This is a genomic window from Thermomicrobium sp. (assembly GCF_053493975.1).
Genome location: NZ_JBRBZA010000018.1, coordinates 18,823 through 35,039, shown reverse-complemented (window position 1 = coordinate 35,039; position 16,217 = coordinate 18,823). Strand labels below are relative to the sequence as shown.

The 16,217-nt window shown below is 66.6% G+C and carries 13 protein-coding genes and 2 pseudogenes; 8 read left to right on the top strand and 7 right to left on the bottom strand.

Annotated elements, in window-relative coordinates; all coding sequences use genetic code 11:
- Window positions 1-687: pseudogene (locus ACWIVK_RS04290) on the bottom strand (hypothetical protein); the annotation flags it as partial.
- Between the two features lie 475 nt (window positions 688-1,162).
- Between ACWIVK_RS04290 and ACWIVK_RS04285 the strand changes: the two are divergent.
- The 8 genes and pseudogenes from ACWIVK_RS04285 to ACWIVK_RS04250 all read left to right on the top strand — a co-directional run.
- The gene (locus ACWIVK_RS04285) at window positions 1,163-2,548 is read left to right on the top strand and encodes a glutamine synthetase family protein (protein WP_448575343.1); all 1,386 of its coding nucleotides are present in this window, start codon (window positions 1,163-1,165) and stop codon (window positions 2,546-2,548) included.
- A 12-nt stretch (window positions 2,549-2,560) separates the two neighbouring features.
- Window positions 2,561-3,343 (top strand): glucose 1-dehydrogenase, encoded by a 783-nt coding sequence (locus tag ACWIVK_RS04280; protein ID WP_448575342.1) that lies wholly within the window; start codon window positions 2,561-2,563, stop codon window positions 3,341-3,343.
- 30 nt (window positions 3,344-3,373) lie between these two features.
- Window positions 3,374-4,912, top strand: coding sequence for an ethanolamine permease (eat, locus tag ACWIVK_RS04275; RefSeq protein WP_448575341.1), 1,539 nt, complete (start codon window positions 3,374-3,376; stop codon window positions 4,910-4,912).
- A 20-nt stretch (window positions 4,913-4,932) separates the two neighbouring features.
- Window positions 4,933-5,211, top strand: a complete 279-nt coding sequence (locus ACWIVK_RS04270) for a hypothetical protein (protein WP_448575340.1) — start codon at window positions 4,933-4,935, stop codon at window positions 5,209-5,211.
- Window positions 5,208-5,762 carry an NfeD family protein gene (locus ACWIVK_RS04265; protein WP_448575339.1) on the top strand — a complete coding sequence of 185 codons (555 nt, stop codon included), beginning with the start codon at window positions 5,208-5,210 and terminating at the stop codon, window positions 5,760-5,762. Before ACWIVK_RS04270 ends, ACWIVK_RS04265 begins: the two co-directional genes overlap by 4 nt.
- The gene (locus ACWIVK_RS04260; RefSeq protein WP_448575338.1) at window positions 5,759-7,366 is read left to right on the top strand and encodes an SPFH domain-containing protein; all 1,608 of its coding nucleotides are present in this window, start codon (window positions 5,759-5,761) and stop codon (window positions 7,364-7,366) included. Before ACWIVK_RS04265 ends, ACWIVK_RS04260 begins: the two co-directional genes overlap by 4 nt.
- A gap of 214 nt (window positions 7,367-7,580) precedes the next feature.
- Complete coding sequence (locus ACWIVK_RS04255) at window positions 7,581-7,856, top strand: hypothetical protein (RefSeq protein ID WP_448575337.1); 276 nt, start codon at window positions 7,581-7,583, stop codon at window positions 7,854-7,856.
- Window positions 7,857-8,205: 349 nt separating this feature from the next.
- Window positions 8,206-8,664 (top strand): annotated as a pseudogene (locus ACWIVK_RS04250) (PrsW family glutamic-type intramembrane protease); the annotation flags it as partial.
- Between the two features lie 201 nt (window positions 8,665-8,865).
- Here the strand turns inward: ACWIVK_RS04250 and thiI are convergent.
- The 6 genes from thiI to ACWIVK_RS04220 all read right to left on the bottom strand — a co-directional run bounded on the left by thiI (window position 8,866) and on the right by ACWIVK_RS04220 (window position 15,985).
- Window positions 8,866-10,089, bottom strand: a complete 1,224-nt coding sequence (gene thiI, locus ACWIVK_RS04245; protein ID WP_448575336.1) for a tRNA uracil 4-sulfurtransferase ThiI — start codon at window positions 10,087-10,089, stop codon at window positions 8,866-8,868.
- 51 nt (window positions 10,090-10,140) lie between these two features.
- A complete protein-coding gene (locus ACWIVK_RS04240; protein WP_448575335.1) occupies window positions 10,141-10,326 on the bottom strand; it encodes an Rdx family protein in 186 nt (61 codons plus the stop codon).
- Window positions 10,327-10,811: 485 nt separating this feature from the next.
- Window positions 10,812-12,002, bottom strand: a complete 1,191-nt coding sequence (locus tag ACWIVK_RS04235; RefSeq protein ID WP_448575334.1) for a hypothetical protein — start codon at window positions 12,000-12,002, stop codon at window positions 10,812-10,814.
- A 145-nt stretch (window positions 12,003-12,147) separates the two neighbouring features.
- Entirely contained in the window at window positions 12,148-13,524 is a 1,377-nt protein-coding gene (locus ACWIVK_RS04230) for an autotransporter (protein WP_448575333.1), read from the bottom strand.
- Window positions 13,525-13,693: 169 nt separating this feature from the next.
- Window positions 13,694-14,488, bottom strand: coding sequence for a hypothetical protein (locus ACWIVK_RS04225; protein WP_448575332.1), 795 nt, complete (start codon window positions 14,486-14,488; stop codon window positions 13,694-13,696).
- A gap of 186 nt (window positions 14,489-14,674) precedes the next feature.
- Window positions 14,675-15,985, bottom strand: a complete 1,311-nt coding sequence (locus tag ACWIVK_RS04220; protein WP_448575331.1) for a sigma-70 family RNA polymerase sigma factor — start codon at window positions 15,983-15,985, stop codon at window positions 14,675-14,677.
- Window positions 15,986-16,217 lie beyond the last annotated feature (232 nt).

The window sequence follows — 16,217 nt, the reverse complement described above, 5'->3', positions numbered from 1 at the left end:
GAGGAAGCGTTGGTGCAGCCACGGCAAAAAGCCGATCGCGCTTCCCGCGAGCAGCCACTGCCACCAGCGATTGGCCGGCTCGCTCGCTCGCCGCACCGCGTAGAGGAAGCAGAGCGCGGCCGGCACCTCGGGGAACAGGAGCAGCGCGTACGGCCCGATCGGCACGACCAGTCCTAACCCGAGCGCGAGCAGTGCGGCCAACCGCGGACTCGCCCCTGCCTCGCGCGCCAGCCAGAAGAGCTGGACGAGCAGCAGGATGCCGCACGCTCCGACCGTCGCCATCGCGCCTACCCGCCCGACCACCGCCCAGGGCAGCGCGATCAGCAGCGTCAGCCCCCACCCGTGCTTGCTGTAGAGTCCCGGCCGGGCCGCCTGCGCGGGGTGCGGCGGCAACTCCCAGGGGAAAGCGGGCCACCCGCGCCAGTCGGCTGGCAACGGCTGCGGCGGGTAGAAGCGCAGCCAGGCGCGTTCAGCGTACTGGTTCGTCTCGTCCAGGTCGAAGTCCTTTAAAAGCGAGATCGCCGTCACGACGTAGTACGGCTCGTCGCCAGTCAATGGAGCAAGGCGCTCCAGATAGCGGAACCCGATCAGCGTCCAAGCGACCACAGCGACCAGGACGACGACGAGCAGCCAACGCCGTGCAGGCTGCCCTTCCACCGCGTCCCCGCTTTCCGCTCGCTCCTCCACGGCATCCTCCTCGCCGAACCGCGCGGCTCCCAGTTCGTCATCCGACGAGCCTACTCGAACCGCACCCGGCTGGCTCTCCCAGCGAACGCTCGAGCGGACCCCCGTAGTGCGTCCTGCACCGATGGTATCGTGGATGAGCCTCTTGACAGCAGCACGTGCACGCATTACTGTGTGTTGTGGCAGCGAGAGAGCCCTGGACAAGCCGGACACGGCACGGTAGCGGTGTGTCCGGCTCGTATCGATTCTGGCATGCGTGCAGAGTGCTGCCCGGGAGCCTCGTGCTCGTCGGCAGGGTGATGGCCCTTTTTCGGCACGGTCGAGGAAGGATCGCACGCGACCATGCAGCACAGAAGATCACCCCGTCTCCCGTGCTGCCGATGCTGCAGGTTGGCCGACGGTAGCCGTCACCCCCCACCCAGAGACTCACCTCCGGCCGATCGCTGACACGACGAGCGAAGGGAGTTGGAGCGAAGCGATGAGCGAGCACACGACAGGTCTCTTGACCCTGGACGAGCTGGAGCGCCTGGTCGCGGGTGGCGAGATCGATACGGTCATCAACGCGCTCTGCGACATGCAGGGACGCCTCATGGGGAAGCGCGTCCGCGCCGACTTCTTTCTGGAGCACGTCCGCGCCCACGGAACCCACTTCTGCACCTACCTCCTCGGTACCGACATGGAGATGACGACACCGGGCGGTTACCGCCTGATGAACTGGGAGACCGGCTACGGCGACTGGGTCGCCCGGCCCGATTTCGCGACGTTGCGGCGTATCCCCTGGCTGGAGGGAACAGCGCTCGTCCTGGCCGACGCGGTCGACGAGGAGACCGGTGAACTCGTCCCCGTCGCACCCCGCACCATCCTGCGCCGGCAGGTCGAGCGTGCCGCCGCCATGGGCTTCCGCGTGATGATGGCGAGCGAGCTCGAGTTCTACCTCCTCAAGGACTCGTTCGACGAGGCCTACGAGAAGGGCTACCGCGGTCTCCGCCCGTACGGCTGGTACAACGAGGACTATCACCTCTTCCAGGGAACCAAAGCGGAGCCGATCTACCGGCAGATCCGCAACCTGATGACCGCTGCTGGTATCCCGATCGAGTTCTCCAAAGGTGAGGCCGCCGCCGGCCAGCACGAGATCAACATCCACTATGCCGAGGCCTTGGAATCGGCCGACCGAGCGGTCCTCTTCAAGCACGGCGTCAAGGAGATCGCCTACCTCAACGGAGTGGCGGTCACCTTCATGGCCAAGCCCCATCACACCTGGACTGGCTCCAGCTCCCACATCCACTTGAGCATCTGGGACAGTGCCGGCCAGCGGAACCTTTTCTACGAGGCGGACGGGCAACCCTACCACATGAGCAAGCTGATGCAACACGCGCTCGCCGGACTCATCGCCCACGCCCGCGAACTCTCGCTCTTCGTCGCCTCCAACGTCAACTCGTACAAGCGCTACGCGGTCGCCAGCTGGGCACCGGTCAACGTGGTCTGGGGACGCGACAACCGCACCTGTGGCTACCGCATCGTCGGCCATGGCCAGTCGTTGCGCGTCGAGAGCCGCATTCCGGGCGCCGATGCCAACCCCTACTTGGCCTACGCCGCGATGATCGCCGCCGCGCTGGACGGAATCGAGCGGGAACTCCCCCTGCCGCCCGAGTACCGCGGCAACGCTTACGAAGCCCGCGACGTCGTCCGCGTGCCACGCACGCTCGCCGAGGCGATGGAGGAATTTGCGCGGAGCGAGTTCGCTCGCCGCGCCTTCGGGGATCTCGTCGTCGAGCACTACGTCAACATGGCGCGAGTCGAGCAGGAGACGTTCGACGCCGTGGTGACCGATTGGGAGCTGTATCGGTACTTCGAGCGCGGCTGAGGGAGGGCAGCGATGGGCAACCGGCTGGCTGGCAAGGTGTGCGTCATCACCGGTGCAGGATCGGGAATCGGGCGCGAGGCGGCGATTCTCTTCGCCCAGGAGGGCGGGAAGGTGGTCGTCGCTGACGTCAACACAGCGGGCGGCGAGGAGACAGTGCGCCTCATCCGGGAGGGCGGCGGTGAGGCGATCTTCGTCCGGACCGACGTGACGAAGGCAGCCGAGGTCGAGGCGCTGGTCCGTGCTGCCGAGGAGACCTACGGCAAGCTCGACGTCATGTTCAACAACGCCGGCATCTTCCCGGACGAGGACGGCTCGGTGGTCGACACACCAGAAGAGGTCTGGGACCGCGTCATGGCGGTCAACTTGAAGGGGGTCTTCCTCGGCTGCAAGTACGCGATCCCGGCCATGCTGCGGGCTGGAGGCGGCTCGATCATCAACACGGCGAGCTTCGTCGCCCTCATGGGAGCAGCCGTGCCCCAGATCGCCTACACGGCGAGCAAGGGGGGCGTCCTGGCCATGACGCGGGAGATCGCCATCGAGTTCGCCCGCAAGAATATCCGGGCCAACGCGCTCTGCCCGGGGCCGGTCGATACACCGCTCCTGCGCTCGATCCTCTCCGACCCGGTCAAGCGGCAGCGGCGACTGGTGCACATCCCGATGGGACGCTTCGCCCAAGCGCGCGAGGTGGCGCAGGCCGCGCTGTTCCTGGCGTCCGACGAGTCGTCCTATGTGACCGCGACCGCGTTTCTGGTCGATGGCGGCATCACCGCCGCCTACATCACGCCGGAAGAGTGATCAGCGAACGAGCGAGAGGAGGGAAGTGAGATGGGTGAGCAACCGACGATCGAGCGCGGCGGAGTCCGCTACGAGCGAGTTGGGCAAGAGTATCTCGAGCAGCGTAAGCTCCGCCGCCATGCCAACTGGGTGCTTCTCTGGGCACTCGGGGTGGGCGCGGTCATCTCCGGCGACTTCTTCGGCTGGAACTTCGGTCTCAGTGCGGGAGGCTTCGGTGGGCTCCTCGTCGCGACCGTGCTGATGGCGCTGATGTACCTTTTCATGGTGTACAGCATCGCGGAGCTGACCACAGCCTTGCCCCATGCTGGTGGGTTCTACTCCTTCACGCGCAGTGCCTTCGGACCGTGGGGAGGGTACCTCGTCGGCGTCACCGACACGATCGAGTACGTCATCACACCAGCGGTGATCGTGGTCGGGATCGGTGGCTACATGAACACCCTGTTCCCGCAGGTCCCGGTCTGGATCTGGTGGCTCTTGTTCTACATGGTCTTCGTCGCGATCAACATTTCCGGCGTCGAGATCACGCTCCGCGTCGGGTTGGTCGTCACCATTCTCGCCATGCTCATCCTGGTGATCTTCTACATCGGGGCCGTCGCCAGTGGTGCCTTCAGCTGGGACCTCGTCTTCAACATCGAGCCCAATCCTGACCGAGCCGGCAGCTCGACCTTCTTGCCGCAAGGCTTCTACGGCATCTTCGCGGCCATCCCCTTCGCGATCTGGTTCTACCTCGCGATCGAGGAACTACCCTTGGCCGCTGAAGAGACACACGATGTGGTGCGCGACATGCCGCGTGGGCTGATCGCCGGCATCTTCACGCTGCTCGCCCTTTCGGTTTTTACGCTCGTCTTCAACTCGGGAGTCAATGGCGGAGCCAAGCAAATCGGCGAATCGGGTGCACCCTTGGCCGATGGCTTCCAAGCGGTGTTCGGGGCCGGAGCGACGACGACGGTGCTGACGCTCATCGCGCTCACCGGGCTGATCGCGAGCTTCCACACCATCATCTATGCCTACGGTCGGGTGATCTTCGCCCTTTCCCGGGCCGGCTATTACCCACGCTTCCTCTCGGTGACCAGCCCGAAGACGCACACTCCACACCGCGCACTCATCACCGGTGCCATCATCGGTCTCCTCTGTGCGGTGATCATCGACCAGTTCGGAACCGGCATCGTCGGCGCTGCCCTCCTCAACATGGCGGTCTTCGGCGCGGTCATCTCCTATGCAGCCGTGATGCTGGCTTACATCCGCCTCAAGATCACGCGCCCCGAGTTGCCGCGCCCGTACAAGAGCCCCTTCGGGATTCCGGGTGCCGCTATCGGCGCAGCGCTCGCGATCATCGCACTGTTCGCCACCTTCTCCATCCAGGACTACCGACCCGGCGTCTTGGGCGTGGCCTTCTTCCTCGTGATCGCCTTGCTCTACTTCGCCCTCTACTCCCGGCACCGCCTGGTCGCACAGGCACCCGAGGAAGAGGTCGCGCTCATCTTGGAAGCCGAAAAGGAACTCAAGCACCAGTACGTCGAGCTCGAGTCGGAGGAAGAACGGCGCCGGATGGAGGAGCAAGCGCGGTAACGCGCACTGATCCGCAGCCCGTGGCCTGGCTCGGCGCGGTCGATCGCTCGGTCGTCCCGCGCCGAGCCCTTTTTCCCTGCGGCCCGGCTACCACGATCGGCGAGCCCGCCGAGACGCGTGTCCAGGCCGAACGGATGAGTGCGCCGCCGGATGGGCCGGAGCGGCCGAGCGAGCGGCGGCCGATCACTCAGTTCCACCAGGCGGCTCAGGAGGTGCTCGATCGCACCGACCGTTCCGGCACCTTGACCGCACGGGTGCAGCCGGGCATACTTTTGCCGATTCGGGAGACGATTCGGTGAGCGTACTCGCGATCGCCTATCTCGTCATCGCACTGGTCGGTCTCGCCTTCCTGGCGCTCACTGTTCTCGTCGGCGAGATCGCGGACATCTTCGATGCCGGTGACGACGGCGTCGGGCCCTTCAACGGCAAAGTGATCGCTGTCGCACTCACTGCCTTCGGTGCGACCGGGCTCCTGATGACCTTTTTCGGCGTACCGGTCCTCTGGGGTGCGCTCGTCGCTGCGGGCAGTGGCCTCGCCTTCGGTCTGGCCGCATGGCTCCTCGTCGTTCTCCTCTACCGGCAGCAGGCGACCACCGAGTTCTCCCTCCAGGACCTCCTCGGCCGCACCGGCGAAGTGACCGTCCCGCTCGCGGCCGACCAGCCAGGCTACGTCGTGATCAGTGGCCCGACCGGTACGCGTCAGTATCTCGCCCGCAGCCCTCGCGGAATAGCGATCCCCGCCGGCCAGCTGGTCCGGGTCACCGGCTTGGCCGGCACCGTCCTTTTGGTCGAGCCCCTGCAGCACGCGACTGCCCTCGAGGGTCTCGATACGAGAGGAGAGGCTCGATGAGTTTCCCCCTGCCCGATGTCTTCCAGGCACTCTTCGCCATCCTGCTCGTCTTTCTGGCTTTCGTCGCGCTCCTCGCGATCGTCAGCCGCAACATCATCAAGGTCCCACCCAACATGGTCGCCGTCTTCTCGGGACGCCGCCGCACCGTCGTCGACCCGACGACTGGCGAGCGGCGCACGGTCGGTTATCGGTTGATCAAAGGGGGATCGAGCATCCGTATCCCGATTCTCGAACGCGTCGATTTCCTCTCGCTCAACGTCATGACCATCCCCCTCAAGATCGCCTCGGCCTATACCAAGGAGGGCGTCCCGGTCTCCGTCGACGCCGTGGCCAACGTCAAGATCGGCTCCGACGACCAGATGCTGATGAACGCGATCGAGCGCTTTCTCGGTATGGAGCAAGACCAGATCCGAAGTGTCATCTTTCAGACGCTGGAAGGGCACTTGCGCTCCATCCTCGGCACCCTGACCGTCGAGCAGATCAACGCTGACCGGCAAGCCTTCGCCCAGCGCCTCGCCGCCGAGTCGGCGCAGGATCTCTCCCGCATGGGCATCGAGATCGATGTCCTGACCATCCAACAGATCAGCGACCCGCAGGGCTACTTGGATGCGCTCGGTCAGCGGCGGACCGCCGAGGTCAAGCGCGATGCCGAGGTCGGCAAAGCGGAAGCCGAGCGCGATGCACGGGTCCGGCGTGCGCAAGCACTCCAACAGGCTGCCATCGCCGAGGCCATGGCTGAAGCAGAAATCGCCGCGGCACAGAAAGAAGCGGAGGTGCGCAAGGCCCGTTACGAGGCAGAGGTACAAGCCGAGCGTGCCCGCGCTGCCCAAGCCGGCCCCCTGGCGGAGGCCGAGGCACGACGCCAGGTCGTCGTCGCCGAGCAGCAGGTCGAACTCGCACGCACGGAGGCGGCGATCGCCGTCCAAGAGACGGAAGCCCGTCGCCGCGAGAAGGAACTGGAAGCGACCGTCCTCAAGAGCGCCGAAGCGGAGCGACGCGCCACCATCATCCGCGCTGAGGCCGAGCGGGAGGCCACCATCCTGCGGGCCGAGGGAGAACGCCAAGCGCAGGTCGTCCGCGCCGAAGCGGAAGCCCGCGAGCGGGAACTGGTGGGCGCTGGGGAAGCCGCTCGCATCCGCCAAATCGGTCAGGCCGAAGCGGAAGCCAAAAAGGCACTGGCTGAGGCCCTCCAGGCCGAACTCGTCGCCCAAGCCGAGGGCCAACGCGCTGCTCTCCTCGCCGAAGCCGATGGCAAGCGCGCGCTCGCCCAGGCCCTCAATCAATACGGCCCCATCGCGATGCAGTTGCTGATGTATCAAGCCTTCGTCGAGCAGCTGCCCAAAGTCGTCGAAGCCGCGGCGCGCCCCTTGGCCCAAGTCGAGCGTGTCGTCGTGTTCGACGCTGGCACGGGAGCCGATGGAAGGAGTGCACTGGGACGTTACGCGGCCCAGCTGCCGGTCATCGTCCAGCAACTGATCGAGGGGTTCAGCGCGGTGACCGGTGTCGACCTGACGACGGCAGTGCGGGACCGGCTGGCCGCGACACCAGCTGCCGACGGTGCGGCGAGCGACCCACCGGAATCCGACTCCGCGAGCACGACGTAGTCAGTCGAGCCGTGCCACAGCGCTGGACTTCGAGGAAGCTCGGGCATCCATGCCTGTCTCCTTCGTCGCCCGCAGCGCTCGCCCCGAGTGCGCTCTGCTCGCCCCGAGACGGTACAATGGGTAAGCCTCGCGGGGCCGCCGCGGCGAGAGCGGCCTCGCGACCGTCCGTAGCTCGACCCGATCGTCGAGCGGCTCGTGAAGGAGCACGCGGTCCGTGAACAAGCTCGCTGCTCGCTTGCTCGACCAGCTCAAGAAGCACCGTTTTCGACCGGTCACGCTCTCCGGTGACGGTTACGTCTTGGAGATTCTCCCTTATCACGGGAAGATCGAGGCCGGTTTCACCCTCTGGCGCCTGGCGGGCGGCGAACTGATCCCGGTCGCCAGCGGACACACGGAGAACGGCCATCTTCTCTCGCCCGAAGGGTTCGCGCTGGAACTCCCGCCCGACGTCGAGCGAACGATCGTTACGCTCCTCTCCCGCAAGCGGTGAGCCGCTCGGCCATTGCTCCAGCCACGCCGGCGTACGACGCCTTCTTTCCCGCGGATCGACCGAGCGAGGTACCGGCCGCTCGAGACGCGCGATCAGCCGCTGGCGTGCCGTCTCCTCGTGAGCCAGCCGAGCAGTGGCTGTCGTGGCGCAGCGCACTTTTACGAACGACACCTGGTTCTCGGAGGCCCGTGCGACACAGCCAAACACGCAGGCAGAGACTGTGCAAGCGATACGCTCCACGCTCACCCGCGGCTGGTTTCAGGTCCTCTCCGGTGGGCTTGTCTCGATCTCTGTCCTCAACAACGTGTAATAGGCAACCGGCAATCCGAACGTCGTTCCTTCCCTGCTCGTGCTCGGCGCCTTTCTCGTGCCCGCCGTCCGCGTCCTCTGGGTCTCTGAGCATCCACTGCCGGAACGGATCCCACCCAGCGCGGTCGCCTGGAACTTCCTCTGGGGCGGTGCGCTCGGCGTCATCATTGCCGGTATGCTGGAGTACGACACCTCTCGAACACTCGGCTTCCTCCCGCTCCTGGCCGTCGGTCTGATCGAAGAGGCCGCGAAGCTGATCGTCCCGCTCGTCTTTTTCCTCCGCTGGTATTACCGCGCGGAAACGGCGGGTCTGCTCTTCGGACTCGCGAGTGGTATGGGCTTTGCGGCGCTGGAAACACTCGGATACGCCTTCACTGGGCTCATCGCCTCCCGCGGGAACGTCGGGCTAGCCGAGTTCGTCCTGCTGGTTCGCGGGTTCCTCTCACCGGCTGGCCATGCAGCTTGGATCGCCCTCGTGACGGTAACGCTCTGGCACGAGCGCGTGCACCACGGCCACGCCGCACTCACGCGCTTCCCTCGGTACCTACCTCCGCGCTGTCGCACTGCACACGCTCTGGGCTACATTCCAGATCATGAGCAGCGTTACCCGTGTCGGCTGGCTGGGCATCGAAGTCCTGAGCCCTGTGGTCGCCCTGTCGAGCGTGGCGTTGCTCGCACGTCGGTACCGGGACGCACACCGTCACGCGGTCGCAGCCGCCAGTGCCACGAGCGGATCCCAACGCAGCGGGTCACCCTCGTAGACGGTTCGGCGGGCCAAGCACTGCTCCACCAGCGCCGCGACATCGTAGGCCTGCTCGGCTGCCTCTGCCTGTTCGAGCGAGACGCGCGTGGCCGGATGCAAGGGAACGAACACTGTGCAACAGTCGTCGTCGGGAACGCGGGAGATCGGTTCGGTCCCGATCCGCACCGCCTCGGCGATGATTTCGTCCTTGTTGTTCCCGACCAGCGGGCGCAAGAGCGGCAGATCGGTCACCGCGCCGATCGCCCGCATGTTCTCCAGCGTCTGCGAGGCGACCTGTCCCAAGCTCTCGCCAGTGACCAGCGCACCCGCACCTTCCTCGTGGGCGATCGCCGTGGCGATGCGGAGCATGAGCCGCCGGTACAGGACCACGCGCAGCGACGGCTCGGCTGCCAGCGCGATCACGCGCTGCGCGTCGCCGATCGGGACGATCATCAACCGATTCTTCGGCGGTTGGAAGTGCGAGAGATGGCGAGCGAGTTCCACCGCCTTTTCGATCGAGATCGGCCGGACGTACGGGTAAGCGTGGAAGTGCACGAACGTGACGAAGCAGCCCCGCTTCATGAGCCGGTAGGCCGCGACCGGCGAATCGAAGCCACCGGAGAGCAGGGCGACCACCCGCCCGCTCACGCCGAACGGGAGCCCACCCGGGCCAGGGAGCGCATCGCCGCTCACCAACGCTCGGTCGTACAACACTTCCACGGTATAGGTCACGTCGGGATCGCTGAGATCGACTGGCGCACCCGTCCGCTTCTGGACGAAGCGTCCTAGCTCGCGTTCCAGCTCCGGCGAGGTGAGCGGGAAGCTCTTGTTGGTGCGCTTGACGCGGATGCGGAAACTCCCCTGCGGTGGGCCATGCCGATCGAGCAGTTCGCCGAGCCCCCGCTCCATCGCTTCGACCGTCAAGGCGGTCTCCAGTCCCAGTGAGAAATTGGCCACTCCGAAGACCCACCGCAACCGCTCGCTGACTTCCGGCCACGCCGCGGGATCCGTGAGACGAACGATGAAGCGCAGCGCACGCTCTTGAATGCGCGAGACCGGCAGGTCGCGCAGTGCGTAGGACAGATTCTCGTAGAGCGCCCGCTTGAAGAAGGGTCGGTTCTGTCCTTTGAGCGCGAGTTCGTGCACGCGTACGATCACGAGCGGGGTGAACTGCCGGCTCATTCCTCACCTCTCGCCCGCCGTGTGTCCTGGCCTCGCCGGTGACCGACCAGCTCAGGCCGCGCCGATCCGCGCTCCGACCAACTCGAGGAGTTCCCCATCCTCCGGGAAGCGTTTCTCAGCGAGCTTGGAGAAGACCAGCTCGCCGTCCACCGTGACCTCGAAACGCCCACCTGACGAGGGAACCAAGGCGATCTCACCGATCTGGAGGAGTTCGTACTTGTCCAAAAGCAACTCCACCGCACGGGTGGCTCGTCCCCGATATCCTCAGCTCGTGCAGTACTCGATCCGGATCCGGTGCTCCACAGTCACCCCCTCTTCTCTCCCCTCGATCCGTCCACGCTCGCTGCTCGGTGTGACGGACTATCCCCGCCATCCCTAGATCGAGCAGTATACCCCAGCCGAGCTCGTTGGAGCGATGCTCGCTCGTACCGAAACGATGCACGAGCCGACCCAGGCCTCACACACGCCCACCACTCAGCGACACCCGATATGGAGAATCGTCACACCGCAGTTGCTCGACCGTCGCTCGGCCGCGGGATTCCGAACGAACCACCAGCAAAGGCGCCGGACTACACAGCCTGCCAGCGTGACGAGCATGGGCACCAGTGGCCGACGCGTTGGCTGGCTGCTCGGCACACCGACTCAGCGTGGCACTTCAGGACGACCGCTGCGCTGTCGCTCCGGAGGGAAAGCCTCGCGCCGCCCGCCGAGCCGATCGTCACTCATCCGCGGCTGAGAGTCGGTACTGCGCAGGCTTGTGCCCCGACCGGGTCGAGCGTGGCGCAATTCACCGCCCGTTCCGCCTCGGCGGCGACGACCACCTCCACCGTCACGATCACCTCGCTGCCCGGCTGCGGAGGAGGGCCACTGCACTGGAACGCTCTCTCGCTCGCGCGACAGCTCCACGCGGCCGCATTCAGGCGGACCGCGCCGCTCAGACTCATCCCAGTGGGCAAGAGATCGGCTACCACGAACTCCGGCCAGCGCACCGCGCACTCCTCCGGGCCAGCGTTGCGGATCCGGATGGTCATCGTCGCGCTTCTCGCCTGTCCTCCCGTGTTCGGTTCACCGAGGCGAATCGCCTTCTCGAAACCGAAGAGGCAAGCGACGGGAGGCGGAGTGGGCGTGACGGGTGCCGTGGGGAAAGGTCCCAGCGTCACGCAGCTCGCGTCGTTGGCCGGATCGGCGTCGTTTTCGACTGCGACGAGCGCACAGTTTTCGGCCGCACTCCCAGCCTCGCCACTGACCGTGAACGTGAAGGTCGCACGGTAGCCCGGTGACAGGGGCTCACCGGCCCGGCAGGTCGTGCCCTCGCATTGCCACGCACCAACGCCGCCTACCTCGACGATACGGACCTCCGACTGGAGCCGGAATCCGGCCGGAAGCGGATCGCTGACCAAGGCACCGGCCGGGCAGGTCGCTGTCCCGAGCTGCTGCACCGTGAGGATCACGACCACTGCCGTCCCAGCAGTCAGCGGTGCGACCGTCTTGTCCAAGGCCAGATCGCAGGTCCCGACCGGAGTCGGCGTCTCGCGCGGTCCAGGCTCGACCGGCCTGGTCGGGGTGAGGGTACCGGTGGACGGAGCGGGAACAGCCGGTCGGCTCGCGACCGTGGGCGTGGGCCGAACGGTGACGGTCGGCTGGAGCGCCGGCGTCGTCTCGGCAGTCACAGTCTGCGACGGCGCGGTCGGACTCGACGCGATCGCCGTAGGGCTCGCCTCGCTCGCCGGCGCGGCAGCGGGGGAAGGGCTGGGAAGGACCACCGGTAAGGGGGTCGCGCCGCGCTCGGCGAGCGGGGTCGGAGTCACCAGCGGCACGAGTGTCCCCTCGCAGGCAGCGAGGAGCCAGGCAACCGCGACCAGCACGATTACCGCGGTCGTGGATCGGCACGCTGCACGAGGAGTCGCCCGCATCGTCTCGCTCCCGCGCTGCGGTGGCGCGCTCGACCGCAGCGCACGCACTCCAAGGATGGTACTTCTCCCGTTGCCGAGGGTACGGAGCCAGCCTTGCGGTCAGCTGGCTCCGCACCGGCTGTGTGGGCTGAACGTGGCCGCGCAGTCACTGCACCGTCACGCAGTAGAAGTTGTTCCCGAGATTGACGTCCGCATTCTGCGGCACGGTCACCCGCACGCAGTTGGTCTCTGGCTTCTGGCTCACCGTGGCCGTGAAGCTGAACTGTGCGATGTAGCCGGGCGGGATCGGATTTTGCGCTGTGCACCCGAAGTTGACACAGTTCCACGAGACCGTGCCGCCCGTTTGGGTGATCGTCAGTGGTCCACTCAGCGTGATGTTCGCCCCTGGGTAATCGACCGCTTCCGTACCAGTGGGACACGAGCCGCCCCCGATGTTCGCCACCGTGACCACGACCGTATAGACGTTCGGCTGCCCAGTCGGCACCATCGCCTTCTCGGTGACCATGTCGCAAGCGGCCTGCGGCGTGGGGGTGGGAGCCGGCGTCGGCGTTACGGTCGGTGTCGGTGTAGGCGTCGGGGTAGGGGTGGGCATCGGTGTTGGCGTCGGACTCGGTGTCGCGGTCGGCGTTGCCGTTGGGGTCGGGGTCGGCGTCGGCAGCACGATCGTCGGCAGCGCGATCGTGGGCTTCTTGATCACGGTCGGCGTCGGGGTCGGGGTCGGCCAGCACTCGTCACCGGGGATGCACGTGGGATTGCCGCCCACCAACGTCGTCCCGACCGGAGAAGGCTTGGGGGTCGGTGTCTTCGTCGGCGTCGGGGTCGGCGCAGCCTCGCCATCGAGCGCTGTCGACGGGCCGGTGACGGTGCCCACACCGCTCGGCGTGAGCGCGAGCGGGGTCTTGGTCGGTGTCGGCGTCGGCGGCACACAGACGGTAAGGTGCAACGACTGCACTTGTGCATTATACGAAATTATCACGTCCAGAAAGCTGTTCGCGTTGAGCACGTTGAGCGAAGCCGGTTGTAGCTGCATCACGATGGGGACGACGTTCGGATAGTTGGCCGCCGTCCACGGCTGTGACACGGCGGTATTAGTGCCAAGCTGCTGGAGATAGGGAAGTCCTGGAGCATAATTTGGATTCTCAATGGCGATGAGCGCATCTCTCCCGTCGCCCTCGACCGGCCTCATCCAAACCGTCACCCACGCAGCGACGATCGATCCAGCTCCCGGGACGGTGTTGAAGCTGTGCAGGACGTGCAAATGAGCCGGAGTGGGAGAGGGCAAGACACCGGTATAAACCAACGCCGGGTGATACTTCATGATGAACGCAGGCCGGGGCGTCAACGGCTGCCCTGGACCGACCGACAGTGTCGAGCCGACCGTTCCCGGTGGACACACGATCCCGGCGATCGGAGACGGGATAGGCGTCGGGTTTCCGAGCAGCGAGCCGCTGCACGCGCCGAGCACGAGCGCAGCCGCCACCATGAGGACCGGAAAGATGCGGAAGCACTGACGCATCGTCATGACCTCCTCTCCACGAGACCAACGGTCTTGCGCTGGCTCGGCGCCAGGTGTCGCGCCCGCTCGGTCCGAGTGAACTCGTGCACCACCGCGACCGGCTGTTCTCCCTGTGGCCGGTGCGACTCGACGCGAGGAGCACGGCCTCCGGTGTTCGGCACGCGGGGTGCTCTGCTCACGGTAACGCCTCGCACCTGGTGTCGTTCGCGGCATTCGCGTCAGCAGCGTTCGCCACCGTCGCGCAGAGCTGCGCTGACCCGCCTGACAACGTCGCCATCGTCTGGAAGCCGACCTGGTACATGGTACCGGGCGGGTTACCGGGGACCGTCCCCACCGCAGTGCAAGTGGTCCCGCTGCAACTCCAGCTGGCCGTCCCGTTGTACTCGTAGGCCAACCCTAGCGGGCCGAAGCTCAGTGCGCTGCTCGGCGAAACGCTCAGGCTGAGCGTCGTCGGCGCCGGACAACTCGCCCCTCCCACACCGTCCAGCCCGACAGTGACCTGGTATTTGCCCGGTATCGTCTCGAGGAGACCGATGCCGACCGCGAGATCGCACCCCGCGGTCGTGGTGGGCGGCGTATCGTCGCCCGGTGCCGGTGTCGGGGTCGGCGTCGGCGTGGGGGTAGGCGTTGCTGTCGGTGAGGGAGTTGGCGCCGGCGTGGGCGTGGCTGTCGGCGTTGGCGTCGCCGTCGGCGTCGAAGTCGAACTCGGGGCGGAGGCTACAGTCGCGACGGGCGAAAGCGGTCCTAGTACGTTGCCTGGAGCTGCGGCAGTACTCGCAGGCTGTGCTGTCGGCCCTGCCGGTGACGAAACAGTGCTGCTACTCGAGCCGGTCGCTGTCCCCGTACTGGCTGCCTGGGGTGTGACGACTGCTGGAGTCGTCGGAACCGGTGTCACCGGCACACCGCACGCTCCCACAGTGAGTGCGCCAGCGATGATCACCGTGACGAGCCACCTCCCATTGCGGGACATCGGTTCAGAACCCTCCTTCGCTCCCGCACGTCGGCGCACCCACCTGGTGCGTCGTCATGCTCAGTCTCTGCTCGAGGAATCGGAACGCGCTTCCGTTGCTTTTCCCTCCCCCTTTCTCCGGACACGTGCCAACCGGGTGCTCATCGCATACAACGGACGAGCACCCGGCCCGGTTACACCGCGCTGTCAGCGACAGACCAGCACGACCGTCGGTGGCGACGCCCGACTGACCTGCCGCTGCACTGGCCCCTGCCCGAGCAACGCTTCTCCGTCCCAGCTGACCTCGGCAAGATCAGCCAGGATCCGGAGACGCACCGGTATGCCGGCGAACCGCAGCGTCGCCTCGCGCTCGCTCACCTGAACCTCGGCGTCACCGACCGGTAGACGGAACATCGCCGGCTGCTCCGGGACGAAGAGACTCGGCACCCCCAGCGCCCGACTGACGAGCTCTGCCGGCCCCGCCAAGCGCAGCTCGAGCGGCGGACAGTTCCGGGTCTCCACCGTCACTGGCGCGGTGCCCCAACTCAGATAGGCCCAGCCCGCCGAGACGAGCACCGTCACTCCCGCCACCAAGCCCGCGAGCGCCTTCCCCCAAACCGACTGCCCGAGCCGTTCCCGCAGTGTCCGCACGGCGTGCGGTGTCGGGCCTGGCGTCGCCGCCGCCTGCTCGAGCGCCTGCCGGATCTGCGCCCGGACCTCCAGCGCCGGCAGGACCGGTGCCAGTGCCGGGAGGAGATCGACCGCGCTGACGGCTCGGCGATTGCGCTGACAGATCTCGCACTGGTCGACATGGCGCGCAACCGCGCGCCGGAGTTCGGGTGTCAACCCCTGCGGCAGCGCGACGCCCTCCAGCAGGCGCGCCAATTCAGGGCAGTCTTCGCGCCCGCGACGAGCCAACAAGAGAACCGTGAAGCTCTCTTCCAGTGCATCGCGCACCCGGCTAAGACGGGTGTTGATCGCCCCTCGCCGGACACCGACGACGCGGGCCACCTCAGCTGGCGTCAGGTCGTGCCGCAGCGCCAGTTCCAGGATGGTGTAATCGCTGGGCGGCAACCCGCGCGCTGCCTGCCAGACCAGCTCGGCCAGTTCGCGCCTTCGTGCCGTCTCCTCCGGCTCGGCCTCCGGTCCACTGGCTGGGAGCTCCGGCACCCACTCCTCCCCCTCCGGGGAAGGGAGTTGCGAGAACGCAGTCGTGCGGTGGCGGCGCTGGTAGTCGATGACGGTGTTGCGCGCGATGGTGAAGAGCCAGGCGCGCAGCGAGCCTTGGACGTGGCGAGCCCGCAGCCCTTGCATCGCCTTGAGGAACGTGTCCTGGGTGAGGTCGGCCGCGACCTCCCGATCGCGCACCGAACGCACGACGAAATCGTAGATCCGGTCGACGTATCGCTCGTAGAGCAGCGCGAACGCCTCGCGGTCCCCCGACCGGAACCGTGCGACGAGCTCCTCGTCGGTGAGGTCGGGCGGTTGCTTGTGGACGAGTGTGGTTCGGCTGGTCATCGCTCGCTGGAACTCGCTTCCCTCTCCGTCGTCGCGCAGCAAGAGCTTTGGGTTCGCGGTCTTTCTGGCCGTCCGGTAGAAATCACGAGAAGTCTAGCACCGCTGTCTGTTGCCATGGTGGTACGGGCAGTTTACCCGCGGTGCACACCTTGGTCGCGCGCAGAGTGCCCCTGCTCGCGTCACCGTCCTCTCCGACCATGAGCTGCGTTGCGAGATCATCGCATCCTTTCTG